Here is a 26,675-nt window from a genome sequence, read left to right on the forward strand (position 1 = left end):
GCGGCTTCATCGATCGACCAAAGAACGATCCTGGGACGCAAACGCTTTGGGTTGGAATCCAGAGATCCTACGACCTGTCCAACGCATGGAACGCTTTTGGGCCAGGTGCAAAAAATTTTTCAAGCGTATAACTTATGTGGTACAACGAGCCCTTTGGGAGAGGTCGAGCCTAAGCGAGGGAGAGGGAAGACAGGCTGCGATGACAACATGAAATTCCAGCACGGTTTCTATACCGGCCCTCCCCCTCGCTGCGCTCGACCCCTCCCGCTGCGCGGGCAGGGGTGGTTGGATACCGAAACACTGTGTTCGTCACGACTTAAAAACTGCACGACCTCCCGGGGGGAAGGAGAGGGCGAAATCCTCGATTAAACCGGATCGTATGCGGCACTTCCCAACCCACGACCTCGTGGAATGAACTTGCACATCAAAATGCCGAGGAAATAGAGGAACATCAAAGGCACCGCCAACGCCACCATGCTGGTCACGTCAGCGGGGGTCAACAGCATGGACAAGACAAAAATCACCAACACGGCCACTTTCCAACTGCTGATGTAGGCTTCGGTTTCAAACAAACCAATCCGCTGTAAAAACAACATCACCAACGGCAATTGGAAGGCAATACCAAAACCCAATGGCAGCATCAGCACAAAGTTCACATAGTACGTCAACCGCATGTCCACGCCGACATCCATGCTGCCGTTGAAGGCCAACAAGAAGGTCAGGACGTAGTGCATCACCAGGAAGAACGCCAACACGACGCCGGAAATGAACAACCCAACACTGATCGGTAAGTACAAGTAAACGTAACGTCGTTCATGAGCATGCAACCCAGCTGCGACGAACGTCCAAAGGTGATACAGAATCATGGGCGATGCCAGTACCGCACCGACAATCAACCCTGCCTTGACCCAGATCATAAACGACTCTTCGACCTTGAGCGCATTGACGCTGGCCTTGCTTTGCCGCAGCTGAATTTTCGGCTTCAAGGTCGACGGATCGGGGAGCCTGCGAATCAACTCGCTCATTTCGTGCGGCTTGACGACCAATTGCGGTGACTCGAGATCGCCCTCACTCGTATCGGCACCCGCCCCGATCGGCTCAACCGCATTGGGCGCAAGCACCTGCAACTCTTCAGGCAATTCGTAGACCAACTCCCAAATCAACGCACTATTCATCAAAAAGTCACGAAGAGGTTGGATCTCCTCCGCATCCAGATCGGTGTACCCCAGGTTGGTCAAGTCTCGATCGGCATTGAACTGCTGAATCGCCTCCTGAAGCGGTTTTTGAATGTAGCGAACCACCCGATTGGCAAACAACAAACCGACCGCCAACCCAATGCAGAGCCAGATGATTGCCTTGACCAAACTGCCACGAAGCTCTTCGAGGTGCTCCCCAAAGGTCATCGTCGAGTTTTCAAAAAGGTCGTCTTTGGGAAGTGCCGGTCGGTCCACGTTGATTGATTTTCAGTTGAAGGCGGGTGTGTAGGAAGCGGTTGGAACGACGACCATGATTGATCCCAGCCCCGTTTGCTTCAAGCCCGTAAGGAAACAAAGGAATGGCGCAGGCCGGTTGTTCGGCGAATGCCTCGGAAAACCCGATTGGGCCGAGGCCAATGATGCCGAGTGAGGGGAAGTCCCTCGATTGTAATCGGGCGATGTTGAAACGAAGGTGCTGCAACGCCGCGAAGGAACCGCAAAAGCACGAAAAAGTCTCGCTACGCGGCATGACCACACCACTCCAGCGGCTTTCTTGCTAGCAATTCCCAGGACCACTCGGGGGTAGCCCTCGTCCGTTCGATAATCGTTGGGAAGGACCCAAGGTCCGTCCCATCCTGATCGGCGTGCCAAAATCCAAGCGACCTCCCCTTACGGCACAACCCGTACGGAAAAAAATCGACCTTGGCATGAAGCAGATTGAATTTGTACCCTCCACAACTGGGTTTTCGCGGCCTGCCTCGACGGGGCAGGTGGCTTCCCCTGCAATTGTGGCAATCCAATGGAATCGGAAGCATGCGACACTCTTTACCCATCACCTCGGCCATTCTGTTGACCGCCACCCTCTTGGCAACCCTTGCGGGATGCCGTGGACAGGGCCTGTTTCCGCCAGCGGGGACGATGAATCAACAGCAAGCCAACGCAATCGTTCACGACCCCTACTGCCAAAACGACATTGCTCCCTTTGAAGCCGCCTCGCGCCCCCCGAGCTACCAAGAACCGCTTCCGGAGCCCGTCCGCAATCGGCTGATTCCCGACGCGATGCCGTGGTTGGGGCGATAAACGCCCTGCGCTCCCCCGCATCACAAGCGATCGGTGCTGTGGTACGTTCTATCGGTAGATCACTATCGATTCCCGAGAACACTCATGCCACGCCGCTCTTCCAAGAAGAAAATCGCCTCGAAACCACCCGCTGAGCCAAACAAACCCATTCGGTTGCAGCGACTGCTTGCGACGGCCGGATTCGGCAGCCGGCGGCAGTGCGAAGAATTGATTAGCGAGGGGCGTGTTGAAGTCAACGGTTCGATCGTCGACAAGCTTGGCACGACGGCCGATCCCAAGACCGCCAAAATCTATGTGGACGGAACTCCGCTGAAGCCGCAACGGCTTGTCTATTACGCCGTCAACAAACCGACGGGCGTCGTGACGACGAACTCCGACCCCGAAGGCCGGCCTCGCGTGATCGATTTGGTTCCGCCAACCGAGCGAGTCTTCCCGGTCGGTCGGCTTGACCGCAGCAGCGAAGGGCTGATTCTGCTGACCAACGATGGCGACCTTGGCCAACAACTGGCACATCCCAAGTACCAAATTCGCAAAGTTTACCGGGTCACCGTCGCGGGCAAGATCACCGCAGAGGCGATGCGGTCGATGGAAAAAGGAATGTACATCGCTGAGGGCTACGTGAAGGTCGAAGGAGCGAAGATCTTAAAAAGCCGGCCACGGGCAACCGAACTGGAAATCACGCTTCGCGAAGGCAAGAACCGCGAGATCCGTCGTGTCCTCGCCCGGCTCGGCCACAAAGTCCAGCAACTGCGCCGGATCGCGATCGGGCCTCTTCGGTTGGGGGAAATGCCGATTGGATCGTATCGCGTCTTGACGCACCAGGAGATTAAGAAGCTGCACGATGCTGCGGAACAGTCGCGTCAAACTGCAGACGCGAAGCCCACAAAAGCAGCTCGCCCCAAACGGGGGCCGAAAAAGTCACTCAGTCGTTCGCAATCCGGCGGACGTCCCAAAACGAAGGATTCGCGATCGACGAGCCGCGGCAAGCCTGCTGCGAAGGGCCCCGCTGCGAAAGGCCCCGCCGCGAAAAGCAAGGTCCGCATCAATCGGTCGCCCGATTATGAACCCAAATCGACGGGCGGCGTCGTGATCGGCGGCGAAGAGCCATCGGCAAAAACGAGCCCACCTGCAAAATCGTCTGAGCGTAAGCGGGCGACGAAGAAGCGGGCGACAATGAAGCGGGCCACCAAGAAGCCGCCAACCGCGAAAGCCGGCAAGGCGACACGAAGCAAAGCACCACGAAGCACGAAGAAGAAGCGAGGACGATAGCAACGGATGTCGAAACTGCATGCCAAACACTATGCCGACCGAATGAACCAGGTCCATTCGACGATCGAACATAACGAGCTGGTCGGAGAACACACCTACCGTTTGCGGATTGCGGCGCCCACGATTGCCAGTTCGGTGTTGCCCGGTCAATTCGTGATGATTCGGTTGGCAGGTAGAAACGCGCCACTGATCGGCCGAGCGTTGGCGGTTTATGACGTTGTTCGCGATCCCAGCGGCACACCGACGTGGATCGATTTGGTTTACCTCCGCAAAGGCGTCATGACACGATCCTTGGCGGCCTCCCCACTCGGGACCGCCGTCTCGGTATGGGGGCCGCTTGGAAACGGGTTCCGCAACACACCGTGCGATCGATTGATCATGGCAGTCGGCGGTATTGGCCAAACTCCGATGCTAACGCTTGGTCGCGAGGCCCTTGCTCGCCAGAGCTTTGGTGATCCGGTGCGATCCAGCGGCTGGTCTCCGCACGTCGAACTCATTTATGGCGCGAGGCGAAAATCGCTGCTGGCCGGCGTCGACGATTTTCGCGCGGCCGGGTTTCAGGTCACCCTTTGCACCGACGACGGTTCGGAGGGCCTCAAGCAATTGGTTCCCGAGGTGTTGGCGGCGCGGCTCAATCAATTGCCGCCTGGCGAGCAGATTCGCGTCGCGACCTGTGGCCCTGAAATCATGATGGAAAAGGTTGCCGAGGTCTGCGAAAACGCCGGTCCCACGGTGAGCTGTGATGTTTCGATGGAAACGCCCATGGCGTGCGGGATCGGAATCTGTTTTTCCTGCGTCGCCAAAATTCGCCAACAGGGCCCCGAGCCATGGGACTATAAGCGAACGTGCGTTGAGGGCCCCATCTTCGACGCCAAAGACATCTGTTGGTAGTCCGACAACGCCGCGAGCGTGGAGATTGGCCCAATTTGGCATCGCCGTTTGCTTATCGGTAGATCGAACCGGTGCTTCCCGAACTGCTGGTGCCCGGATAAGCCGAACTTTTCCCGGTGCTGCCAGGGCTGTAACCGCTGCCGCTGCTTGGCGTGGTTGACATGCTCGGTGGCGAGTAACTTGGCGTGACATCCGAGATCGATTCTGCCGCAGCCGTTCGTGCTTCGGGCACCGCTGCCGCCGGCGGCAGGGAAGAAGCCATGGAGGAGGTGATCGCCGAGCTTGCCGGCGGTGCCCCGATGCCCGCGCTGGTGCTCGGCGAGTCAGGCAACGTGAATCCGCCAAGACCGGAACTCGGTGCGGTCGCCGTGGTGTTGGCAAGCGAAGGAGGTGTATACGACGAGGGAGCGGTGTAGCCCGACATGCTTGGCATGCCGAATCCCGGCGGGTCGCTCGAAGGCGTTTGCATCGGTGGAGCTTGGAAACCGGAGGTCCCAGCGAAGCGGTTCGTTGAACCAGGTCCTGCACCGGCGTAGCTGTCGCTAGGCAGCCCCGATGGGGACGTGGCGTCCGGGCTCGGTTCCGTCGTTTTCGGCGTGAACGACTTCTTGCCGAATTGATAACCTGACGTCGTTGCGCCGGTCGGGCTGGTGCTCGCGTAGGACGCCGCAGAGGACGGGGCAGCAGAGGACGGGGCCGCAGAGGACGGGGCTCCGCCGAATCCGTTTGCTTGTGCTGCGGACGGGTTGGTCGACGCGGGGGCGGCATAACCCGGTGAAATGTCGAGCCCGGCAATCTTGTCGGTAGGTAAACTTCCCGCCGCCGTTTTCGGGGTTGCCGTGCCGCCAGCAACCGAAGCGATCGCTTCGGGATTCGCCGAAGCACTCGGCGGTGCCGGGTACGTGGTCGTCGGTCCGGTACCCGCTAGCGCTTCGGCCGACGGTTCACTCCGCCGCGCGAACATGCTAAAGGGCCGCATGCTGCTCCGGCATCCCAGAGACAAGCAGGTCGTTGCCAAGCAAGTCGTCACGAGAAAACGACGGACCCGTCGACTGTTTTTCCAAACGCTTCGGTTTTTCGCAAGTTTTCTGAGCATCCCTGCCTACCTTGAACCACTAGATCCCGAACAATCGCTCATCTTTAGCTAGTTCGGATATTTTGACTGGACGAATCGAACAGAAATGACAAAAAAGCAAACAAATTCGCACCTTTCGTCAGCAATCTCGATTCCACTGGCGGACCCTAAGAACTGCTGTCAACGGCTGTCAATGCCAGTTTTCAGCAGCCACCCCGATAAACCAGTTTCACGTCCTCGCCGATCTGCGCGGTACGGATCAGCCGCAGGGCAACGGCGTCGGTGAGTTGCTCGAACCCGGGACCACCGATGGGCCCCGGCGCCGTTCGACCACCGAACACCTTGGCCCCCATGTAGACATGGTATTCATCAATTTGGCCAGACTGCACAAAGCTGCCCAGCAATTCCCCACCCCCTTCGACGATCACATTGGTCATGCCCAACGAACCAAGATGAGCGACCGCTTCGCGGACCCCTTCCACGGGGTCGGCGGTTCCGCAGCGAAATACGGTGGCTCCAAGTTGCTCCAGCGGATTCAAAGACTCGTCACCAAGTGACTCCGAAGCGATCAATAACAGCGGAATGTCTCGGGCGGATTGGATCAATTTTGACGACGCGTCTGGTACTCTGCGTGAGCAAAACACGACTCGGGTGGCGGTGCGAGGACCCGCTGGACGAGCAGTCAACAGGGGGTCGTCCGCCAGCACCGTCCCCATCCCGACGAGGATCGCATCGGATCGGCCGCGAAGTTGGTGGACGTCACACCGTGATTCGTCACCCGTGATCCATTGGCTTTGACCAATCGTGGTTGCAATCCGTCCATCGACCGTCATCGCCCATTTCGCGACGCACCAGGGCCGACCGGTTTGGATTCGTTTCAGGTAGGCGATGTTCAACTCACGAGCTTCGGCGTCCATCACCCCGGACACGGTTTCGATTCCCGCTTGTTGCAAATCGGTCAGTCCGCCGCCATTGACCTGATCAAACGGATCCCCCATCGCAACGACAACCCGTCGCACTCCGGCTTCGATCAGCGCATGAGTGCAAGGTGGCGTTTTGCCAAAATGACAACAGGGCTCTAACGTGACATACACGGTCGCCCCCGATGGATCACCGCAGGAGCGAAGCGCGTTTACCTCCGCGTGTGCTTCACCAAATCGCTCGTGAAAACCCTGGCCGATGACCTTGCCACCACGAACGATCACACAACCGACCATTGGATTCGGTTCGACATACCCGCGTCCTTGCTCGGCCAGCTGCAACGCCAAACGCATGAATTCCGCATCACTCGGCTCGGATTCGCAGTGGAGTACAGCATCATTCATCGCAATCGCCCTTTTAATCCATGCCGGGAACCCATAACTTGCTCCCCCCATCGCCTTGAGAGGGAGCGGAAGGTGCCGCAGTCGGATTGTCGGGGGTCCACAGCCCGCCGCCCGATTCGGCGGCCGGTGCAGCGCCCGCGTTGGGCGGGGCTTGCCGCGGCGAGCCGTCTGGGCGAATCAATCCGTAGGACATCAACATCTGTTGCAACTGCGCCATCACTTCGGGCTCGTTGCTATGACGCGTCGTCAGGGTTGCGATCGCTTGCTGAAAACCTTCGCCATCGCCTGCTTGCAAACGCAATCCGACTTCGCTCAACAGCAAACTCGCACTCGGCAAACTGTTGGCTTCGGCAAACGCCTTGGCTTCTTCAAGCGTGCGAAGCGCCTCTGCGTTGCCGCTGGCAGCGTTGATCAACGTTTGGTAAGCCAACATCTTTGCCATCTGCATTTCGGCCGGCAATTCCGCGTCGATGATCCGTTTGGCAAACTGCCGAACGGCCGGAGTTGCTGAAATCTGTTGCGCTCGTTGTAGCAAATACAGGCACGAATCCTCGTTCAGTTCAGCAGAATCGATACGGTTCAAGTCGGTATTGGCTACCGTTTCAATTTGCTCGTTGGTCAAATGGATCGTGGGGAGCGGTTCGAGTTTGGCCAACGCGTAGACCTTGGACAAACAATCCTCCGATTTGGAAACAATCGCATCGTATTGCTCGACGACGCGCATTACTACCGTTCTCTCGAACAGCTTCGATGCATCTTCGGCGGTCTCAATCAACGAAGCATCACCGAGAATCGCCAACTTGGTCGACGCGATCGATTGCGGCAACCGCTGCTCAACAAGCTTGCTCTGCATTTGCTCCGCTTCCGCGGGTTTCGTTTTGAAGCGAATCATCGCAACTTGGGGCTGCGTGGCGACGACCAACGGCAACGGATCGCTTGGGTCGACGCCGATTTCCGCTGTATCGCCGATCGCGTACTTCAAATGCGTTTTCACTTGCTCGACGTCGACCGCACGAACGTCCAAGACATCGACGTGAGCCGCACGATCGGTTTGCTTTCCGAAGACCAACACAATTCCCAGAGCCTCCGGGACCTGGTCAATCGGCGGCAACCCGTCGAGGGACTCGGGACGATCGCGATCAAGAATCTGGAAGCCACTACGCGGGGGAACATCGTCTTCGCTCTCTCGCATTTGCGACATCATTTCGGCGGGCAACGCGACAAAGCGTGCATCCGCCGTCATGGCGATTTCGACCTCATCCGCCTTCTCGATATCGACCGTGACACGGCACGTTTCCGTCGTCATGTCGCGATCCTCGGGATTCACCAAGCAGGACAACGCACGGTATTGCACACGATCTTCGAAGTCGATCGACTCGCAGGCTGACAATTTTTTGCAGTAATTGCTTTGTGCCGCGATGTCACCTCGCCAAATCGCACAGGTCAACAATCCTGATAAGATCGCTGGTTCCTGGGCGCAGGTCCGTTTAAGTGATTCAAACTTCGATTCCGCCAACAGCACCTTGTTGCTGCGCAGCAGGGTCGCCGCCTCGTCATAACGTTCGCCCCATTCCGCATCACTGGGTCGCGCAATCGCCTTGGGGACCGATTTGAGAAGTTGATTGAGCGTTGCCGAACCATTCAGTTCTCGCAACAGCGATGCTGACATTTGGCTGCCTTCGTATCCGGTTGCCATCATCGACAAACTGGCGTAGACGCGGGCGGTCAGGTAGACGCCTTTTTGCGCCAAGAAAAATGCGACCGCAGAAGAGACGTCCAAGACGAACGAATCCACCTCACGCCCACTCTCGGTGAGCGCCTCGAGCATCGATCCGGTGGCCGCATCGACATCGCCGCTAAAGACTTGAGCCGCAGCGCGTTGGGTCAACGCAAGTGGATTGCTTGGTTGGAGCCGGATGAACCGGTCGGCATTTTCAGCCAACGATCCATATTCTCGCAAATCCAGCAACAAGCGACCACGAATCGCTAACGCCCAAGCAGCGTCGGGATGCTCTTGCAAAATCGTGGCCAGCCGGTCCAGAGCGGGGACGATTTGTCCACCGTCGACCATTTTCAGCACGCGGTCAAGCTCGCTGACAGAATCCTTGCACTTGCAGAACTTGATTTTCTTTCCACTGCCGCAGGGGCAGTTTGCATATTGGTCGACTGACATCAGTTATCTGTATTTCAACGTGGAAGTGGTTTTGGGGACGCGTGTCCTATCGGAGAATCAGGAATTTACCATGTTTGACCCGCAGGCCTGAACCCCCGGACGCCCCCGGCAGAGAAGGAGGAGATCAAAAAAGGGAGGAAATCTCAGAAAGCGGCGTCCCCCCCGTTACCCCGTTTCTTAGATCACCGCCCCGTTTTTGAAGGCAAAGTGGGTTGATTCGCCACATGGCTTCGCGGGGGGCTATAATGGGAGGTCTCTTCGAAAATCCGTTCGGCCTTGTCTTTTCGCACTCGACTTTTCGTCCTAGCTGTCATGAAATGCATTCAAAATGGTAATGCAGCGAAGTTGCGTCCCTGCCTGCTTCGCATTGGGATCGTTGCCTCGGTCTTGCTGTTTGCCCTCACCGTCGCCTTGGCTCCCAAGGTCTCCCTTGCCCAGCAGCAACGGGCTCCGGCCAAGAAACAAGCGACGCAGAAGCCGCCAGCGCGTCCCAAAATCCGATTGCCTCAGAGTGTCCGGAGTTCGTCAACCGTCGCGATGCAAGTCACGCCCGTCATCGCATCTCGCCGTAGCGCCGCAGTCTCGGGCGCTCTACGAATCGACCAATTGGTTCGCGGTCCGCTGTTGTCGAACAAGCAGTTTCCGAACGAAATCGCGAGCGACGAGGTCTTTCTACGTCGCGTTTTCTTGGACGTTGCCGGTCGCATCCCCACGTTGACGGAAAGCGAAGCCTTCCTGTCGAGTAGCGAACCCAATCGACGTGAAAACCTGATCGACGATTTGCTTGGCTCACCCGATTATGTCAGCAACCAGTTCAATTTCTGGGCCGACACGTTGCGATTGGTCGATCGCCCCCAACCCAACATCATCGCCGAGCCCTTTCTCGCTTACGTCAAGGACTCGATTCGGACCAACAAACCCTATGACAAGTGGGTTTACGAGATGCTGACTGCCGACGGCAAGGTTTGGGAGAACCCGGCAACGGGGTTCCAATTGCGAGATGATGGGATGCCGCTGCCCTACATCGATAACACCGTACGCGTCTTCTTGGGCACCCAAGTCGGATGCGCTCAGTGTCATGATCACCCCTTTGATGAGTGGTCGCAGTACCAGTTTTATCAACTCGCGGCGTATACCACGGGCGTGCGCACGCGGATCCAAAAAGGATCGCCCGGATTTGAGAAGAAGAATCCAGCGACGGTACTGATTGAACAAGCCAAAGAACAAGCCACCGATGGCCGCGTCTCGGGGGCGTTTCAGCGAATGGCTCGTGCAAACACCTACAACGTTTCGGAAGTCAAATCCAAACTGCGGCTACCGCATGACTATGCCTACTACGATGCCAAACCGAAAACGGTCGTGGAACCTGCTGTGCTTTGGGGAGAAATCCCCACGTCGGCCCAACACAGCTCCTTGCGTGAACAGTTCGCCGCATGGGTCACCAGTCCCGACAACCCGCAATTCAGCAAAACGATCGTCAACCGTCTGTGGAAACGTTTTCTGGGTGTGGGGTTAGTGGAACCGGTCGATGACTTTAGCTATGAACATCCTTGCATCAATGAACCGTTGATGGATTATTTATGCGAAGAACTGCAATGGGATGGGTTCGACCTCAAACAACTGCTGCGAACGATCCTCTACAGCAAGACCTATCAACGAACAGCCAGCGACTATGACTTCAACAGTGGCGAACCCTACTATTTTCCAGGGCCTGTGATTCGACGGATGACCGCAGAGCAGGTTTGGGATTCGATCCTCACGTTGGCAGTGACCAATCCGTGGCCCTTTCAGCGACCGACTGCGGAAGACCTTGCGCCGCTTGTCAACATTGATTTTGGCAAAGAAAGCTACAGCGATGTCCTGTCTCGATCCGAACGTTTTGCCGAAACCTACTATCGCCCAGCCTACCTACGAACGATTCGCAAACATGCCTACCAAGGTAACGTCTTGTGCCGAGCCAGCGAGTTGCCGTCTCCCCAGTCGGCCGACCATTTTCTTCGCCAGTTTGGGCAAGGAGATCGTGAATCGATCAATGGTGCCGATTCGGACGCCACGGTTCCGCAAATCTTGGCAATGTTCAACGGCCCCATCACCCACGTGATGCTCGAAGAGGGCTCTGCAATCGTCGATCATGTCATGGCGATCGATAAGGTTTCCGAGCGAATCGACGCGATTTTCCTCAGCCTGTTGACGCGACGCCCCAACGGCGCCGATCGCGCCATCGCGGCTCGCGAATTGTCTCAGCTCGAAAATGACAATGTCGCCTACGGCAATATCGTGTGGTCGTTGCTGAACACCCGAGAGTTCTTGTTCATTCAATAGGAAGTTCACCAATGGCTCGACCTGAATACAGCCCTCAACAACGCCGCGAGTTCATCAAGTCGATCGCCAAGCAAACGCTCGGCGTTTCGTTTGCCGGCACCGCCAGCTCGCCATCCCTTTTCTCCGAGGCGGAGGCGACGCCCGCATTAGCAGCGGGAAAAGCCAAGCACGTGATCTACTTGTTCATGGATGGCGCGATGTCGCATTTGGACACGTTTGATCCCAAAGTGGGCGTGGACGAAGCAGGTGAAACAAAACCAATCGCAACACGAGTCCCAGGCATTCAGTACGGAAACCGGTTCCCAAAACTCGCCTACTTAGCCGGTGCGATTGCCGTCGTCCGATCGCTGAGTACCGAAACGGGGGCTCACGAGCAGGGTCGCTACCTGATGCGGACCGCTTACAAGCCGCTCAACAGCATCCGCCATCCCGCGATGGGAGCTTGGATGTTGTCCGAACGGGGCCGGTTGAACCCTCACCTTCCCGGAAACTATCTGATTGGCAGCAGCAACCGACACCCAGGCGCAGGGTTCCTCGAAGCCTCCTTGTCGCCCGTTCCGATTGCCAAGGCCTCGGCGGGGCTACAGGACATCAAGCTGCCGCAATACCTGCCGGAGCAACTGTTCCATCGTCGATTGACGCTGGCAAGCAAATTCGATCAGGCCTTTCTAAAAGATCGCAGCAACCGCGCAGTGGAAGCCTACAATCAACTCTACTCCGAGGCGAAACAGTTGATGGGCAGTGAGCACTTGAAAGCCTTCGACATCGCTGAAGAACCGCAACAGGTCCGCGACGCTTACGGGAATCATTCTTTTGGCCAAGGATGTTTGCTTGCTCGACGATTGGTTCAAGGTGGCGCTCGTTTTGTTGAGGTGAACTTCGGCGGCTGGGACATGCATCAACAGCTGTACGACAGCCTCGATCAGAAGGCGTCTCAATTGGACACCGGGCTGAGCAGTCTGCTTCGCGATCTTCACCGCAAAGGCTTGTTGTCGGAAACCCTGGTGGTGCTCACAACCGAATTCGGCCGCAAACCCGAGATCAATGCAAACGCAGGACGTGATCACCATCCGGGCGCCTTTTGCAGTCTGTTGGCAGGCGCGGGAATCCGAGGCGGGCAAGTCTACGGGGCCTCGGATGCGACGGGCACGTCGGTCGAAAGCGACTCCGTGTCGGTGGCCGACTTCAACAAAACGATCGCGGCAGCAGCCGGATTGCCGTATACCGAGGAACGCTATGCCCCCAACGGGCGCCCGTTCAAGATCGGCGGTGATGGGAAACCGGTCGAGGCCTTGCTGGCTTAAAGAAGCCTCATGGCGTGGCTGGCTTAAGGACGCCTCACGGCGTGGCTGGCTTAAGGACGCCCCACGGCGTGGCTCCCCCAGCGGCATCCAAAACGGCAGAAACCGATTAATCCGTCCCAATGGATCGGCGAATGGCTGGCTTTCGGCTTATCGCGGCCGACGAGTTTTGATCGCTCCGACAACCGAACTAGGTTGTGAGGAACGTTTTGTTCGGAAACGACAAAGCTCTCCTCATCAAAATGCCTTGGCGGAGCCGGTCTGAAATGCAAACGACGATTGAACGTATTGAATCGAATGTCCGCGGTTATGCGAGACTGTTTCCAACCGTTTTCCAATCCGCCGTCGGTTCGACATTGACCGACACGGCGGGCAAAACCTACATCGACTTCTTCTGCGGCGCCGGGTCGCTCAACTATGGTCACAACCCTCGAAAAGCAAAGGCGGCCCTGCTTGACTACATCGAGCGAGATGGAGTGCAGCACTCACTCGATACGGCCACCGTTGCCAAAGTGGACTTCCTCGACACGTTTGACCGTCTGATCCTGCGGCCGCGTGGGTTGCAGTATCGTATCCAGTTCACCGGACCGACGGGAACGAATGCCGTTGAAGCCGCAATCAAACTGGCTCGAAAACAGACGGGCCGATCACACGTGATCGCTTTTACGGGGGGCTACCACGGCCATTCCCTTGGCTCGCTGGCATTGACCGCAAACCAGTACTACCACAGCGAATCCTATGGGTCACACAACAATGTGACACACCTGCCTTTCGATGGCTATTTGGACGATCAAGATACTTCCGAGATCTTGGCCAAGATGCTGCAAGATCGTAGCAGCGGGTTACCGATGCCAGCGGCGGTGATCCTGGAAACTGTTCAAGGCGAAGGTGGGATCAACGTGGCGAGTGACGCCTGGCTTCGCCGGATCGCATCGATCTGCGAAGAACACGATATTCGATTGATCATCGATGACATCCAAGTGGGCAACGGACGCACTGGCACCTTCTTTAGCTTCGAGCGTGCTGGCATTACGCCCGATTTGGTTTGCTTGTCAAAATCAATTGGCGGCGGGTTACCGATGTCCCTGCTTTTGATTCGCCCTGAAAGGGACACCTGGAATCCCGGCGAACATACGGGAACTTTCCGAGGCAATAACCTCGCATTCGTCGCGGCGACAGCCGTACTGCGGCATTGGGCGGATCCGAAGTTCGAAACCGAGATCGCGGTTCGAAGTGAACGAGTCCGCCAGCGGATGGAGCAAATCTGCCATCGACACCGCGATGCAGGATTCGAATGCCGGGGGCGCGGATTGATCTGGGGCATCGACGTAAAACGAGGAGATCTGGCGAGCGAAGTCATTCGCCGTGCATTCAAAGCCGGATTGTTGATCGAAGCTTCGGGGAACAAAGACCAGGTGTTGAAGGTCATGCCCGCACTGACCATACCGATGGCGTTGTTGGACCAAGGATTGAAGATTCTCGATTCGTCGATTCGTCAAACGATGGCATCGATCCCGACGGTCAGCGAGAAACCGGCCTCGACCGCCGTCGTGTTTCCGAATCTCGCCATGCCAACCGGCGCGTCTTCGTTGCAGGGGTCAAACTAGTCGATGTCGCGATCTCAACCCGCCGAACATTCGCTCGAGCCAATCGGTCTTCCCGTGTGGTGGGCACAACAACGATCTCGCACGCCCGATCATGTTGCGATCATCAGCGATGGCGTGGAATGGACGTACCAAGAATTGGACCAATCGGCTCGCGTTTTTGCCGAACGGTTGATGGATGCCGGAGTTGGCCGTGGCGATCACGTCGGGCTGTGTGTCGATCGATCCGCCGAGGCGATTGCAGCGATGTTGGGCGTCATGCAAACCGGCGCCGCCTTCGTGCCGCTGGATCCTGAATTACCAAGCGACCGACTCAGCTTCATGATTGCCGATGCATCGATTGAGTTCATCATCGGGCACTCGCACTACCAACCGCAATTCCGCAAGCACGCAGTGTCTTGGTTGGATTGTGACAAAAGCATCCGGCATCAATCGACCGCCAACCTCGTAAACGAACCTCCTCGTCTGCAACCCGAGGACGTGGCGTACGTGATGTACACCTCGGGCTCCACAGGCAAACCCAAGGGGGTCCAGATCCCACATTCGGCGTTGGCGGCTTATTGTGACGCAGACATCGAATGCTACCAGTTGACCGAGAAGGATCGCACGCTTCAGTTTTCAACATTGTGCTTTGACATTGCGATCGAAGAAATTTTCCCACCGCTGTTGACCGGTGGGTGCATCGTCATTCGACCTCGAGCGCGTGCCGAACACGCCAACGAGTTGTCCGCGATCATTGAGCAATTTGAAGTGACCGCGGTTCATTTGGCGACGGCCTATTGGCACAGTTGGGTTGACCTGATGGTTGCAACTCGTGATCGCGTACCGAAATGCATTCGATTGATGATTGCCACCGGTGAAAAGGTGTCCGTCGAACATTACCGACGTTGGCAATCGGTGTGCGACCACAGTGTGCTTTGGTGCAATGCATACGGTCCAACCGAAACCACGGTGACCGCGACGGTCTATATTCCTGACGAGGCATTTAACGCGGCACAGATGCCGATTGGCAAGCCACTGAAACACTACACGGCCTACATCCTCGACGATCAATTGCGACCGGTTCAAGGAAATGCAACCGGGCAACTGGTCATCGGGGGTGCCGGATTGGCGAAAGGATACTTGAATCGCCCCGAACTGACCGAATCCGCATTTGTCGAAACGTCAATCGATGGCGAAATCCAACGGATCTACCTGACCGGCGACCTCGCTCGCTGGTTACCCGACGGCAACCTCGATTTTGCCGGTCGCGTTGACCATCAAATCAAACTCGGATCCTATCGCATCGAACCCGGTGAGATCGAAGCCGTGATTGACCGGGCGCATGACGTCCTAGGATCCTTGGTTGTCCATGACGAAGTCGACGGCGACAAGTTCTTGATGGCTTACGTGGCTTGCGGCAAAGCGACGCTCTCGGCAGGCGGACTTCGTGAATCCCTTCGCGATTCCTTGCCACGTTACATGATTCCAAATCGCTACATTTTCATCGAGTCGTTTCCCAAAACCATCAACGGCAAAATCGACCGGGCGGCGCTTCCAAGTCCCAACCAATGTGTTGTCGCTCACGATGGCGATGCAACAATGCCGCGTGATGACTTGGAACGGCGACTTGTCGACCTCTGGCAAGACGTGTTGAACGTGCCGGAGATTGGCATTCATGAGGACTTTTTTCTGCTCGGTGGCAGCTCACTGCTGGTCACCCGCTTGGTCGCAAAGTTGACGACCGAGATGAAGATTGAATTGCCCGTACGCGATTTTTTCGCGAATCCAACGGTCGCTACCTTGGCGGGACATTTGCGACGTTTGCTTGGTCAGACAGAAACGCACCCGATCGCATCCGACACACGTCGACTGCGTGAACGCTTGCCGCTTGTCGAAACAGGGTTCTTCCCGAGCGATCTGCACCAACTTTACTTCGTTCACTACCGCCCGAGAAACGATGCACGCGGCCAAGCGGTGGTACTGTGCCACCCGATGGGGCATGAATACGCTCGCAGTTACCGCAACCTGCAGCAGTTGGCCGTGCAATTGAGTCAGCTGGGTTTCGACGTGCTCCGTTTCGATTTCGCCGGCAGCGGTAATTCAGAGGGTGATTGCGGCGAGTTCACCGCCGATCGGATGACAAAGAATATCATCGATGCCCATGGCTACCTGCTCAGGCGTACTCAGGCAAGCCATGTGTTCGCGGTCGGACTTCGTCTTGGCGCGACGGCGCTGGCGTCACTACCGCGTCCCGTGTTCGAGCAGTGCGTACTATGGGACCCCGTGTACTGCGGCAAGTCGATGTTGCGAAGGTTTGACCGCTTTCATCGTCGACAACTGCGTGGATTGACTCGGTTCAACAAGGTCCGTCGAGCCAGTGCAATCGACCAATCCTACGGGCACCTGATGACGACGGAAAAACGGCAAAGCCTCTCGGCACTCGAGCTGCGGGAACTTGATCGATCGTTTCCCCTGGTTTTGACCGATGGGGCGTTCGCTTCGATCGAGGAACAGCATTGGCTCGACCGACAACCGACGGTCCACCGAGTGGCAGACACCATTGACTGGGAAGACGAGCGATACACGGAAAGTGCCTTCTCATCGCCTCAGAGTTACCGTGTAATCGCCTCGCTGCTGCAACGGGAGTCCTCGAAGTGACCGAACAAGCCATTGTGATGGGACGCCACGATCACCTGCTTGGGATCTGGTGCTGCCCGGAAAAAACACTCGATTCCACCACCGCCGTGATCTTCGTCACGCCCGGAGTGCTCCATCATGCGGGACCGTTTCGGTTGCATGTGGACCTTGCTCGGGGGCTCGCTTCGGATGGCATCGCCTCACTCCGCTTCGATCTTTCGGGGATTGGCGAGAGCTTTGGAATTGGAACCGCTGGTCGATCCATCGATCGAGCTGCCGATGAACTGGGGCAAGCGATCGATTGGCTCTCACGCAATCATGGCATTACGAAGATCATCCTATTCGGTCTGTGCAGTGGAGCCGACGATGCAATCCATACCGCCAACCAGGATCCTCGAATTGTTGGCGTCGTCGCGATGGACGGTTGCGGTTATGCGACCGCGAAGCACTTTTGGCACCGAATCAAAGACCACTACCTGCGTCGTCTGCTTCGGCCAACCATATGGCTCCGCTTCCTGAGCCGTCCGTTCCGAAAAACAACCGAGTGCCCCAAGTCGCTTGGCCCAGGAACCGACATTCGCGAGTTTCCCTCCCGCGACATTGCGGCAACGCAGCTGCGGGCGTTAGCCGACCAAGGGACTCAACTCCATTTTGTCTACACCGGTGGCGTCAGCGACTACTACAACCACGCGGGACAGTTCGCTGACATGTTTCCTGAACTCGCGGACGCACCTGGCGTCTCCACTCATTTTTATCCCGAGATCGATCACGTTGCGTTTCTTTGTGAAGATCGCGAGCGTTTGGGGGAGCACGTTCGCCAGCAGATCCAAGCGATGGTCAACTGCCGTATCCATGAGGGTGCGACTGATGCCACTTCCACGCGGTTTCCACAATCGATTTAACGTCGGTGTATTTAGGTTGCCAACCGAGCAACTGTTTGGCCAACCGAGCATCGGCAATCAGCTCCGAGGGGTCCCCCTCACGTCGCGGCCCCATCACCTCAGGAATCGCATGCCCAGTCACCTCGCGGCACGCTTCGATAATTTCCCGGACACTGGTGCCTCGTCCCGTTCCTAGGTTGACACACAAGCCCTTGCCTAATTCGATTTTGTCGAGCGCCAACAAGTGGGCGGCTCCGAGGTCATCAACGTGGATATAGTCGCGAACACACGTTCCGTCTTCGGTCGCATAATCGTCACCAAAAATCGTGATCGACTCGCGTTGCCCAAGTGCCACCTGCAACACGATCGGAATCAAATGCGATTCCGGATCGTGGTCTTCCCCAATCGACCCATCGGGACGGGCACCGGCGGCGTTGAAGTAACGCAGCGCCGCGTAGCCAATGCCATACGCCGCAGCATAGTCGGCCAAGGCGTGCTCGAAGACCAACTTCGTGAATCCATACGGATTGATCGGATTCTGCGGAGTGGTTTCCGGAATCGGCACCTTGTCCGGTTCGCCGTAGGTCGCCGTGGTGCTGCTGAAGACAATCTTCTTGACATCCGCTTCACGCATGGCGTCGAGCAATTCCACCGCGTCGATGATGTTGTTGCGGTAGTACAATGCGGGATCATTGACCGACTCGTTCACGAGCGCGAAAGCCGCAAAGTGCATCACCGCGTCGATTTTCTTCGCTTTCAACGTTTGGACCACTTTAGGATGATCCGACAACTCGCCTTCGACCAACATCCCTGCGGGGACTGCAGCCCGGTGGCCGCGCGACAGATTATCAAAAACCGTCACCGTATGCCCGGCATCCATCAACAATCGAACCGCATGCGACCCGATATAACCAGCACCACCTACTACTAGAACATTCATCTCAATCGTACTTTCTGGAATCCTGGGAAGGGTTGAATCGCCAAACCATGAAAAACGCGGTGTGGATCTCGGAATCATGATCGCCGAGTTCACGAAGGACGATGCAGGATAAGGGCAAATCGTGCCCTCTGCCAACACCACAAGTAGGGTTGGGGAAAATCAAAACCCCAGTCGTTCCATTTTTTGCGTGTATGCCCACGGTTTTTCTGGCGTGTGAAGCTCACGGAGACAAGCAAAAGAGGTACGCCAAATCATCCGGCGCAAGGCAGAGACACGGGGTTTGCCGATGGCAATTGTCACCCATTTTGGTGTGATCACAACACGATCCTAGCGACCAACGGGAGCGGGCCAACGTGATTCGAGCGGTAGCTTGATTCGCATCCGGCCCTGCCACACGATGGCAAAACGACCCACCAAACTGCAAATGCTGGCCCAAACGGGGGCTCCGGCAAAAACCTGCCAAGCGACCGAATCGGTCTGCGCCGACTTCTTGGACTACCTCCGCAGCGAGTGCCACTTGGCCGCGAACACCATCGCCGCCTACGGTCGGGATATGAAACGGTTCTGCAGTTGGGTTGGCAAACGCAAACTCAATCAACTGACCATTGGCGACTTGTCGGCATACATCGGCAAATTGCAATCGTTTGGGCTTGCTCCCGCATCCATCGCGCGCAACGTCGTGGCGACGCGAACCTTCTTTAAGTACCTGCAACTCGAAGGGATTGTCGATGCGAACCCCGCAGAACTGATCGCGACGCAAAAGATGTGGCAACGGATGCCGGGCGTCTTGTCCCGAAGCCAAGTCGATGCATTCTTGAAAGCCCCTCGCCGCACCGACGCCTATTGGCAACGAGACGTGGCGATGTTGGAAGTGCTGTACGCAACCGGTTGCCGAGCCTCCGAAGTTTGCTCCATTCGCGTTCGTGATCTTTCGCTATCGGAAAAGCACTTAAAGTGCGAAGGCAAAGGTGGCAAACAGCGCATGGTACCGATTGGCTCGCAAGCGATCGCGGCGATCGATCGCTATACCGAAGAGGTGCGCGGGAAGTTGGCGGCAAAGTGTCCCCACCCACCCGAGCCCTTGTTCTTGTCTCGCAGCGGGCGGGCGCTCGACCGCATTCAACTTTGGCGACTGGTCAAGTTCTACGCTCGCCGTGTTGGAATCGATCCCAAGATCAGTCCGCACAGCCTGCGTCACAGCTTCGCCACCCATCTGCTCGCGGGCGGAGCCGACCTAAGGCACGTGCAAGAGATGCTCGGCCACGCCAGTATTCAGACAACACAGATCTACACGCACGTTGAACATTCGAGACTTAAAAAAGTGCATCAAAGTTTCCATCCGCGCGCCTAGAAAAGGTTGGGTTCCATTCAAGGACGCCAAGCCAACCGCGTTTTCCCACGCAAAGCGATCAAAGAGGGATTTCCACGATCAATCCGGCCAGTCGGGGTCGGCGACTTTTCGGGTCATGGTCGACAAGGTGGCTTGAGCATCCAGCAAGCGTTGCCAAGAGGAGAACTTCAAGTGCACCTCATCAGCCCCTTCGTCGGTTTTCGCTCCTTCGATCAACTTGTGCAATCGCGACTGCAAGTAATCAAGGATCTCGCACAATTGTGCTTTCTGACCCGGCGATAAGTCGTCCGGAATCGACGGAACTTCCATGATTTGAATGACGTCCGCCGGGTAGGGCGACTTCGGCTCTTGGTTCAATTCGACCGCAATCGAACTGTCCGACGAAGACGTCTCGCGACTGAGTGTCGGGTTGTCGTTGCCCATCGCTGCCAAGCGAGCGGCGATCTGTTCTTCGGACCCCACCAAGATCAAGCTACGACCCACCGCGATCAAATCACCGTGGCGAAGTATCTTCAACTGGCATTCGGTTCCGTTGACCTTCGTTCCATTGGTGCTATCCAAATCGGTCAAGACCAAACGATCGTTGTCGCGTTGGACCTTAAAATGGCAGCGACTGACGCGCTCATCATTGAGCTGAATGTCGTTGCCTTCCTCACGACCCACCGTCAACGGGGGCTGAAGATCGTCGTAGACCTTGCCGCGATCAGCACCATGAAGAATTTTGAGGGTCACGCCCGACATGGAGAAATCCGAAGGAGGAAAAGTACGGTGAAGTGCGTCGTCCAAGACGGCAACAGTATAAACGCAAATCAATGACGGGGTAAGCTTCCGGATGCACCCCGCGTCAGTAGGAACACGGCCCGAGAACAAAAGCCGCTGTTGCAAAAACCTACCTCACTATTATCCATAACGCGTCAAAACTATTGAACTTGTGCAATCACACACTTCAAATAATCGCTTTCAGGACAAGAAATCGCGATCGGGTGGTCCGGTGCTGGTCCGCGGTTCTCCAAAACGATCAGATCACGCCGTCGCCTTCGGCCCACATCCAGAAGCATGTTCAAAAATTCAGATCGAGAGACCCGACCGGAACAACTGCAGGTCACCAACACGCCACCGGGACTCAATAAATCAACCGCCATGGCATTGAGGCGGCGATAGGCCCGCAGCGCTGTATCGAGCTGGTGGCGGCTTCCCGCAAACCGAGGTGGATCCAAAATGACCGCGTCAAAGGTCTCAGCCTGCTCGCCGAGTTTCTTCAGTTCATCGAAGCAGTCACCCAACCGAAACGATATTTCTCCGAACGATTCTCCATCGAGTCCGTTGCGAACGAGCGTTTGCCGTGCCTGATCGAGCGCCGGGGCGCTGGAATCAATTCCGACCACCGATGCGGCTCCCTCTCGAAGCGCTGCGAGCCCAAATCCGCCGTTGTAGCAACAGACATCCAATACGTTTCGGCCGCGCATGTACACTGCCGACGCCTGATGATTTAACCTCTGATCCAAGTATCCGCCCGTTTTTTGGCCTCCGCGCAAATCAACCGCCCACTGCAGCTCATTTTGCCGATAAAGGACGGGTTCATCGATGGCGACGCCTTCAAACCACTGTTCTTGCGCTTCGAGCCCCTCATATTTTGCGGTCTTGTCATCCATACGGACCATAATGGCGCGAGCCGAAAACGCCGTACGAAGGTGTTCGAGAATGGGCTGCTGCCAGCGTGTCAACGCTCCGGCGGTGAACTGAACCCCAAGACAATCGGCATAGCGATCAACGATCAAACCGCTCAACAGATCCGATTCGCTAAACACCACTCGCTCGGCGGCATCCCGATCGATTGGCCCCACCAGCCGGCGGCGAGCAATCGCGTCATCGATCCGTGATTTCCAAAGTGCCTCGTCAATGGCAAGATTGGCATCGAAGACATACAACCGGATCCGCAACCTGCTGTTGGGGTTAATCACCCCTCGCGCGACCCAGTTGCCCTCGAAATCAAGCAGATCAACCACTTGCCCGCAATCAAGGCTGTCCCCCGTTTCGGCCAAGGCATGGGCGTGTACCCATGGATGGCGAGCCAAGAAGGGGAAGTGTCGCGATGGTTTCAGCCGCAGTGGGATGGGGTTGTCAGAGAGAGACACGCGGTTTCCTAGAGGAAAAGTGTTGTTTTGCTGCAAAATCAGTTCCGCGGGTGTCGCCGTCTGACCCGCACAGCCCTCAGCATGAACGATTCACGTGAAAATCAAAATGCCCGCTCGCCAGCGAACTACAAACTGGGCACAATGGGGACGTTTAAAGTGCAGAGGCCGGGGTGTCCGACCGATAAACCGAACGTAGTGGGATTCGCTATTTTTCTGCGTCCCCGCTGCATAATCGAATTGCTTCAAAGAAAGGTCATTAAGTCATGACGCATGTTGTTTGCGAGCCATGCTCGGGATGCAAATACACCGACTGCGTAGTCGTTTGCCCAGTAGAGTGTTTCTACGAAGGCGACCAAATGCTGTACATTCACCCGGAAGAATGCATCGATTGCGAAGCATGCGTGCCGGAGTGCCCCGTCGAGGCAATCTTCCATGAGGACAACGTTCCGGAAGAATGGAAAAGCTATGTCGAACTCAATGCCGAAAAGTCAGAGTCGGACGAGTGTGACGTGATCACCGAAAAGAAAGAACCGCTCTGCGACGATTGATATCAGACACCTGACACCTGACTATCCCGCTGCGGGCAGAAACGTTTTCCAGCATTCGTAGCGAGGGTCTTCCATCGATTGAGCTAGCATCGGGTTTAACCGCGGCTTGGTCGGCCGGGTCAACAATTGCATCCGCGCCTGCTGGGGCGTTCGCCCCCCTTTGCGGCTATTGCAGCGCAAACAGCAACAGACGATGTTCTCCCACGTTGTCGGTCCGCCGTGCGAGCGAGGAATCACGTGATCCAAGCTTAGCTTGTTCGCAGGTTCGCTACGGCCGCAATATTGACAGGTGTGCTCATCACGAGCAAACAGGTTCTTGCGGTTGAATCGAACCGTTTGCGTTGGCATCCGATCGAACCGTATCAAGCGGACAATTCGCGGGACTCGCAATTCGAAACCCACCGCACGAATGTAATCCTCGCCGGGTTGCTTTTCGAGCGACGTCAACTGGCTCAACTCGCACCACGACTCGAAGTCGTAGCTGATGTATTGATCGTCTTCGTGGCTGATCACTTCAGCACACTCGCGATACAGCAGCGTGAAGGTGCGTCGTACGTTGATCACCCGAATCGCCATATAGAAGCGATTCAGGACCAAAACATTCGTGTCTAATACACTCTGCGACATTTCCAAGATCGTTCCTTCCGTCGTCTCTGCTGCGAGGGAACCTGCTTGAGGTGAATCTTTGGGAACACGAGTTCATTCGATGCCCCGAGGTCATCGTTGCTATTTTAGTGAACCATCCAACACACAACTATATGCAACGGACAACGACGCTTGTTGCGACACCGGCACCGAACGATGGGGTTCGCGACCTTTTTGGCATAGAATCGCCTCATTTGGCTACGGACACGTCGAATCATGCTCACTCGTCGATTTTGTAAATCTTATGAATCTTTCAACAATCTTCCTGATCACGCTGCAAATGCAGCAATCTACGGAGGGCTGGAGCCGCTGGGTCGGTCCAACCGGGTCGGTGCTCTCCGCGGTGGTGTTGGTCCTCGTTTGTTTCATCGCATGGGGAGCCAACCTGGTTACGCTGCCTGGAAATTGGATTTCTGTCGCGGCGATGGCACTCTACGTTTGGCTCGGTCCCTCGGAAGGCCGCTTGTCGATCGGCATCACGACGCTGGTCGTTGCGTTCGTGTTTGCGTTGCTCGGTGAGGTCATTGAGTTCGTTGCCAGCGCGTTCGGAGCGAGACGGGCGGGGGCCAGCCGACGATCGACGATCTTTGCCGTGATCGGCTCGATGATCGGTGCCTTGACTGGCGCCATGGTGGGGTTGCCCGTCCCCGTCGTCGGATCGGTTTTGGCAGCCATTCTGTTCGCAGGCCTCGGTGCGACCAGCGGAGCGATCTACGGGGAATGGACGGACGGGCGATCATGGAAAGAGAGCTGGGCGATCGGACAAGCGGCCTTTTGGGGGCGAACCTTTGGTACGCTTGGCAAATTCATCGCTGGATTCGCTGTCGTGCTGGCGGCGGTCCTTGGCGTGGTTTTTTAGGAACGGGGGTTCAAGCAAACAGGTTCAGAGCCCAAACGCAGCCGCAACGGCTTTGTTGACGACTCGTCCCGCTTGGATGTTCAACGCAGCTCGCAGCGGGGCCGAGGTCGTCATGGCTTTTTCGACCCCTTGCTCGGCAAGCGTAATCACCCACGGCAACGTTGCATTGCACAAAGCAAACGTGCTCGTGCGGCCCACCGCACCGGGCATGTTGGCGACACAGTAATGCACAATTTCGTCGACAATGAACGTCGGGCTGCTGTGGGTCGTAGGGTGACTCGTTTCAATACAACCGCCTTGGTCCACAGCAACATCGATCACGACGCTGCCGGGCTTCATCAAACGAAGGTCTTCCGCACGGACCAATTGAGGTGCCTTCGCGCCGGGAATCAGAACCGAACCGATCACCAAATCCGCGCGGCGAAGTTGTTCCAAGATGTTGTACCTGTCGCTGTACAAACAGTTGACGTTCGGGGGCATGACATCGTCGAGATAACGCAGTCGATCCAGATTCGTGTCAAGAATGTTGACATCCGCCTGAAAGCCAGCCGCGATCTTTGCAGCATTCGCGCCGACGACTCCTCCCCCAAGAATCGTGATGTGCGCCGGCGCAACACCGGGCACACCACCGAGCAGAATGCCGCGGCCCATTTGCGGCTTTTCCAAATACTTGGCTCCTTGCTGAATACTCATCCTTCCCGCCACTTCACTCATCGGTGTCAACAATGGCAAGCGGCCGTTGTCATCTCGCAAGGTTTCATAGGCGATGCAGGTCGCACCACTTTGAACCATCGCTTCGGTCAAGGCTTGACTGGCAGCAAAATGGAAGTAGGTGAACAGCAACTGGCCCGGTCGAATCTTGCCCCATTCCGATGGCTGTGGCTCCTTCACTTTCATGATCAAGTCAGCAGCCACAAACACGTCATCGGCTGACGCGACCAATTCTGCACCCGCTTGCAAGTAATCGTGATCCGATAACCCACTTCCGAGTCCTCCCCCCGCCTCGACCAAAACTCGATGGCCGCGCGAAACGAGTTCTTCGACACCGACCGGGAGCATCGCGATGCGATACTCGTCCGTCTTCACTTCCTTGGGCACACCAATGATCATCGTTTTCCCTCAGCAGGTTTGACCTCGTGCTCTGTCAGCGATCCATCTTAGCGTTATCGGGGAAGACGGTGTCACCCGCGAAATCGTCGAAACCGCGATCGTTACCCAATCGGACGTGCTTCTTGCGACAATCGGCCGAGCATCTCGTTCAACGAATCTCGAATACCGGTAATCAGCGGATCCTCAATACCACGGGGCGCTTTTTCAGCCGGCACCTCAATCGCATCACTCAGTTCGACGACCGAGTGAAGCGGGATACCGACATCCGCTTTGCCAAACAGCGTTTCTTGCATGCGTTGAATCGTTTCAACGACACGGGTATCCGTCGCCGAATCGCGATTCAAGTAGCCGTCGGGATAGGACAACAGGTCTTGTGCCATGTCGGCCGCAGCCACATCCCCTCGCAACAGACGCTTTTCCGGTTCGTCAGGATGATTCGAGAACCACCGTGAATGAACCTCGCTTCGGATCGCGCGGACGCGGGCGCGAACCTGATCGGCAAAATTGCTCGACGACGCAGCGGCAACCCCCGTCTGAAGTCGTTGCTCCGCTTGACAAAGCACGTGCTCGATCAACGCATCGCGGCGCTGCGGAAGTGTCCCTTCCCCACAGCGTCCCCGATACTCCACCTCGCGAAGCCCCAACAACGCCTCGGCGACGCGCAATGTCCGCTCAAGCAGGGGAAGAGCAACCGGTTTTTGCCAGCCAAGATGCTGCTCGATCCGCTGGAGTTGGTGATGGGCCCAATCGTCGATCGGCATCGTACAGAGGTATTTGATCGCGACCGGGTGGATGACCACCTTGCCACCGACCCGTTTGGCTCGCCGCCGAGCCGCGGTGCGAGCGATAAAGGTGACGCCATCGAGAAGTGGCTTTAACACATCATTGGTCCGATTGGTCGTGCCTTCGGGAAACAGAATCAGGGGCCGATGGGCCTCGACCAAGATGTCGATCGCCGTTTCAAGCGCCTGGCGATCGGGGCCCTCGCGAAACACGCTGAATCCGCCCATCCGTTGGATGGCGAACGAGTCGAACCAATGCTTGTTGAACAAATGCCAAGATGCCATCGCGTAAACATGCCGCTTCGTCATCCGCGCGGGCCATCCCATCACCAGCGGGTCGGCGTACCGGCAGTGGTTGGGGGCAAGCAAGATTCCGTCGCCAGCATCGAGCGACTCGCGGAGCACTTCCAGGTTGCGACAATCGAACGAAACCACGCCTTCTTTTTTTCGAAGGTAGTAATCAAACAGACGGAACCGCTGAATGAATCCTGGCCAAAGATCGTTGCGGCAGGGCGGGATAAATTGATAGGGCCGGTCAAGAATAACGGTCAAGGTTCGGAACTCGTTTC

At 56.7% G+C, this 26,675-nt stretch carries 21 protein-coding genes; 11 read left to right on the forward strand and 10 right to left on the reverse strand.

The window, feature by feature from the left end; genetic code table 11:
• Positions 1 to 365 precede the first annotated feature (365 nt).
• Entirely contained in the window at positions 366 to 1,451 is a 1,086-nt protein-coding gene (tatC, locus tag Poly41_RS28605; RefSeq protein ID WP_231616024.1) for a twin-arginine translocase subunit TatC, read from the reverse strand.
• Between the two features lie 558 nt (positions 1,452 to 2,009).
• Here tatC and Poly41_RS28610 point away from each other — a divergent pair.
• The 3 genes from Poly41_RS28610 (at position 2,010) to Poly41_RS28620 (ending at position 4,436) form a co-directional block, all read left to right on the forward strand.
• The gene (locus tag Poly41_RS28610; RefSeq protein ID WP_231616025.1) at positions 2,010 to 2,276 is read left to right on the forward strand and encodes a membrane or secreted protein; all 267 of its coding nucleotides are present in this window, start codon (positions 2,010 to 2,012) and stop codon (positions 2,274 to 2,276) included.
• A gap of 84 nt (positions 2,277 to 2,360) precedes the next feature.
• Complete coding sequence (locus Poly41_RS28615; protein ID WP_146530797.1) at positions 2,361 to 3,545, forward strand: pseudouridine synthase; 1,185 nt, start codon at positions 2,361 to 2,363, stop codon at positions 3,543 to 3,545.
• Between the two features lie 6 nt (positions 3,546 to 3,551).
• Positions 3,552 to 4,436 (forward strand): dihydroorotate dehydrogenase electron transfer subunit, encoded by an 885-nt coding sequence (locus Poly41_RS28620; RefSeq protein WP_146530798.1) that lies wholly within the window; start codon positions 3,552 to 3,554, stop codon positions 4,434 to 4,436.
• Between the two features lie 52 nt (positions 4,437 to 4,488).
• Here the strand turns inward: Poly41_RS28620 and Poly41_RS28625 are convergent, their stop codons facing one another.
• From Poly41_RS28625 to Poly41_RS28635, 3 genes are all read right to left on the reverse strand, one after another.
• Positions 4,489 to 5,415: a hypothetical protein gene (locus Poly41_RS28625; protein ID WP_146530799.1), complete on the reverse strand. Its 927-nt coding sequence runs from the start codon at positions 5,413 to 5,415 to the stop codon at positions 4,489 to 4,491.
• Positions 5,416 to 5,714: 299 nt separating this feature from the next.
• On the reverse strand, positions 5,715 to 6,836 hold the full coding sequence (gene ribD, locus Poly41_RS28630) for a bifunctional diaminohydroxyphosphoribosylaminopyrimidine deaminase/5-amino-6-(5-phosphoribosylamino)uracil reductase RibD (protein ID WP_146530800.1): 1,122 nt from the start codon (positions 6,834 to 6,836) through the stop codon (positions 5,715 to 5,717).
• 13 nt (positions 6,837 to 6,849) lie between these two features.
• Positions 6,850 to 9,009 carry a tetratricopeptide repeat protein gene (locus tag Poly41_RS28635; RefSeq protein ID WP_146530801.1) on the reverse strand — a complete coding sequence of 720 codons (2,160 nt, stop codon included), beginning with the start codon at positions 9,007 to 9,009 and terminating at the stop codon, positions 6,850 to 6,852.
• Positions 9,010 to 9,321: 312 nt separating this feature from the next.
• Between Poly41_RS28635 and Poly41_RS28640 the strand changes: the two genes are divergently transcribed.
• The 5 genes from Poly41_RS28640 to Poly41_RS28660 all read left to right on the forward strand — a co-directional run bounded on the left by Poly41_RS28640 (position 9,322) and on the right by Poly41_RS28660 (position 17,757).
• Entirely contained in the window at positions 9,322 to 11,331 is a 2,010-nt protein-coding gene (locus Poly41_RS28640) for a DUF1549 and DUF1553 domain-containing protein (protein WP_146530802.1), read from the forward strand.
• 11 nt (positions 11,332 to 11,342) lie between these two features.
• Complete coding sequence (locus Poly41_RS28645; protein ID WP_146530803.1) at positions 11,343 to 12,635, forward strand: DUF1501 domain-containing protein; 1,293 nt, start codon at positions 11,343 to 11,345, stop codon at positions 12,633 to 12,635.
• Between the two features lie 263 nt (positions 12,636 to 12,898).
• On the forward strand, positions 12,899 to 14,239 hold the full coding sequence (gene ectB, locus Poly41_RS28650) for a diaminobutyrate--2-oxoglutarate transaminase (RefSeq protein WP_146530804.1): 1,341 nt from the start codon (positions 12,899 to 12,901) through the stop codon (positions 14,237 to 14,239).
• A gap of 3 nt (positions 14,240 to 14,242) precedes the next feature.
• Entirely contained in the window at positions 14,243 to 16,876 is a 2,634-nt protein-coding gene (locus Poly41_RS28655) for an amino acid adenylation domain-containing protein (protein WP_146530805.1), read from the forward strand.
• Positions 16,873 to 17,757, forward strand: coding sequence for a serine aminopeptidase domain-containing protein (locus Poly41_RS28660; protein ID WP_146530806.1), 885 nt, complete (start codon positions 16,873 to 16,875; stop codon positions 17,755 to 17,757). Before Poly41_RS28655 ends, Poly41_RS28660 begins: the two co-directional genes overlap by 4 nt.
• Here Poly41_RS28660 and galE read toward each other — a convergent pair.
• Positions 17,693 to 18,676 (reverse strand): UDP-glucose 4-epimerase GalE, encoded by a 984-nt coding sequence (galE, locus tag Poly41_RS28665; RefSeq protein WP_146530807.1) that lies wholly within the window; start codon positions 18,674 to 18,676, stop codon positions 17,693 to 17,695. The two genes, Poly41_RS28660 and galE, sit on opposite strands and share 65 nt — an antisense overlap.
• A gap of 397 nt (positions 18,677 to 19,073) precedes the next feature.
• On the opposite strand from galE, the gene xerD reads away from it, so the two are divergent.
• Entirely contained in the window at positions 19,074 to 20,027 is a 954-nt protein-coding gene (xerD, locus tag Poly41_RS28670; RefSeq protein WP_146530808.1) for a site-specific tyrosine recombinase XerD, read from the forward strand.
• Positions 20,028 to 20,105: 78 nt separating this feature from the next.
• Here xerD and Poly41_RS28675 read toward each other — a convergent pair whose 3' ends face one another.
• Positions 20,106 to 20,768, reverse strand: a complete 663-nt coding sequence (locus tag Poly41_RS28675; protein WP_146530809.1) for an FHA domain-containing protein — start codon at positions 20,766 to 20,768, stop codon at positions 20,106 to 20,108.
• Between the two features lie 179 nt (positions 20,769 to 20,947).
• Positions 20,948 to 22,162, reverse strand: coding sequence for a class I SAM-dependent rRNA methyltransferase (locus Poly41_RS28680; protein ID WP_146530810.1), 1,215 nt, complete (start codon positions 22,160 to 22,162; stop codon positions 20,948 to 20,950).
• Between the two features lie 263 nt (positions 22,163 to 22,425).
• On the opposite strand from Poly41_RS28680, the gene Poly41_RS28685 reads away from it, so the two are divergent.
• On the forward strand, positions 22,426 to 22,710 hold the full coding sequence (locus Poly41_RS28685; RefSeq protein WP_146530811.1) for a 4Fe-4S dicluster domain-containing protein: 285 nt from the start codon (positions 22,426 to 22,428) through the stop codon (positions 22,708 to 22,710).
• Positions 22,711 to 22,731: 21 nt separating this feature from the next.
• Here Poly41_RS28685 and Poly41_RS28690 read toward each other — a convergent pair whose 3' ends face one another.
• Entirely contained in the window at positions 22,732 to 23,337 is a 606-nt protein-coding gene (locus Poly41_RS28690; protein ID WP_146530812.1) for an HNH endonuclease, read from the reverse strand.
• 262 nt (positions 23,338 to 23,599) lie between these two features.
• On the opposite strand from Poly41_RS28690, the gene Poly41_RS28695 reads away from it, so the two are divergent.
• A complete protein-coding gene (locus Poly41_RS28695; RefSeq protein WP_231616026.1) occupies positions 23,600 to 24,214 on the forward strand; it encodes a DUF456 domain-containing protein in 615 nt (204 codons plus the stop codon).
• Between the two features lie 24 nt (positions 24,215 to 24,238).
• On the opposite strand, the gene ald is transcribed toward Poly41_RS28695, so the two are convergent.
• Both ald and Poly41_RS28705 read right to left on the reverse strand, forming a co-directional pair.
• On the reverse strand, positions 24,239 to 25,324 hold the full coding sequence (gene ald, locus Poly41_RS28700) for an alanine dehydrogenase (protein WP_146530814.1): 1,086 nt from the start codon (positions 25,322 to 25,324) through the stop codon (positions 24,239 to 24,241).
• 101 nt (positions 25,325 to 25,425) lie between these two features.
• Positions 25,426 to 26,658 (reverse strand): lysophospholipid acyltransferase family protein, encoded by a 1,233-nt coding sequence (locus Poly41_RS28705; RefSeq protein WP_146530815.1) that lies wholly within the window; start codon positions 26,656 to 26,658, stop codon positions 25,426 to 25,428.
• Positions 26,659 to 26,675: the final 17 nt, after the last annotated feature.

Source organism: Novipirellula artificiosorum, from assembly GCF_007860135.1.
GTDB lineage: Bacteria > Planctomycetota > Planctomycetia > Pirellulales > Pirellulaceae > Novipirellula_A > Novipirellula_A artificiosorum.

Bases quoted from the DNA above. Each gene is read 5' to 3' on its own strand.
- Poly41_RS28610 (WP_231616025.1), top strand. From the start codon at position 2,010: ATGCGACACTCTTTACCCATCACCTCGGCCATTCTGTTGACCGCCACC.
- Poly41_RS28615 (WP_146530797.1), top strand. From the start codon at position 2,361: ATGCCACGCCGCTCTTCCAAGAAGAAAATCGCCTCGAAACCACCCGCT.
- Poly41_RS28620 (WP_146530798.1), top strand. From the start codon at position 3,552: ATGTCGAAACTGCATGCCAAACACTATGCCGACCGAATGAACCAGGTC.
- Poly41_RS28625 (WP_146530799.1), bottom strand. From the start codon at position 5,415: ATGCGGCCCTTTAGCATGTTCGCGCGGCGGAGTGAACCGTCGGCCGAA.
- ribD (WP_146530800.1), bottom strand. From the start codon at position 6,836: ATGAATGATGCTGTACTCCACTGCGAATCCGAGCCGAGTGATGCGGAA.
- Poly41_RS28635 (WP_146530801.1), bottom strand. From the start codon at position 9,009: ATGTCAGTCGACCAATATGCAAACTGCCCCTGCGGCAGTGGAAAGAAA.
- Poly41_RS28640 (WP_146530802.1), top strand. From the start codon at position 9,322: ATGAAATGCATTCAAAATGGTAATGCAGCGAAGTTGCGTCCCTGCCTG.
- Poly41_RS28645 (WP_146530803.1), top strand. From the start codon at position 11,343: ATGGCTCGACCTGAATACAGCCCTCAACAACGCCGCGAGTTCATCAAG.
- ectB (WP_146530804.1), top strand. From the start codon at position 12,899: ATGCAAACGACGATTGAACGTATTGAATCGAATGTCCGCGGTTATGCG.
- Poly41_RS28655 (WP_146530805.1), top strand. From the start codon at position 14,243: ATGTCGCGATCTCAACCCGCCGAACATTCGCTCGAGCCAATCGGTCTT.
- galE (WP_146530807.1), bottom strand. From the start codon at position 18,676: ATGAATGTTCTAGTAGTAGGTGGTGCTGGTTATATCGGGTCGCATGCG.
- xerD (WP_146530808.1), top strand. From the start codon at position 19,074: ATGGCAAAACGACCCACCAAACTGCAAATGCTGGCCCAAACGGGGGCT.
- Poly41_RS28675 (WP_146530809.1), bottom strand. From the start codon at position 20,768: ATGTCGGGCGTGACCCTCAAAATTCTTCATGGTGCTGATCGCGGCAAG.
- Poly41_RS28685 (WP_146530811.1), top strand. From the start codon at position 22,426: ATGACGCATGTTGTTTGCGAGCCATGCTCGGGATGCAAATACACCGAC.
- Poly41_RS28690 (WP_146530812.1), bottom strand. From the start codon at position 23,337: ATGTCGCAGAGTGTATTAGACACGAATGTTTTGGTCCTGAATCGCTTC.
- Poly41_RS28695 (WP_231616026.1), top strand. From the start codon at position 23,600: ATGAATCTTTCAACAATCTTCCTGATCACGCTGCAAATGCAGCAATCT.
- ald (WP_146530814.1), bottom strand. From the start codon at position 25,324: ATGATCATTGGTGTGCCCAAGGAAGTGAAGACGGACGAGTATCGCATC.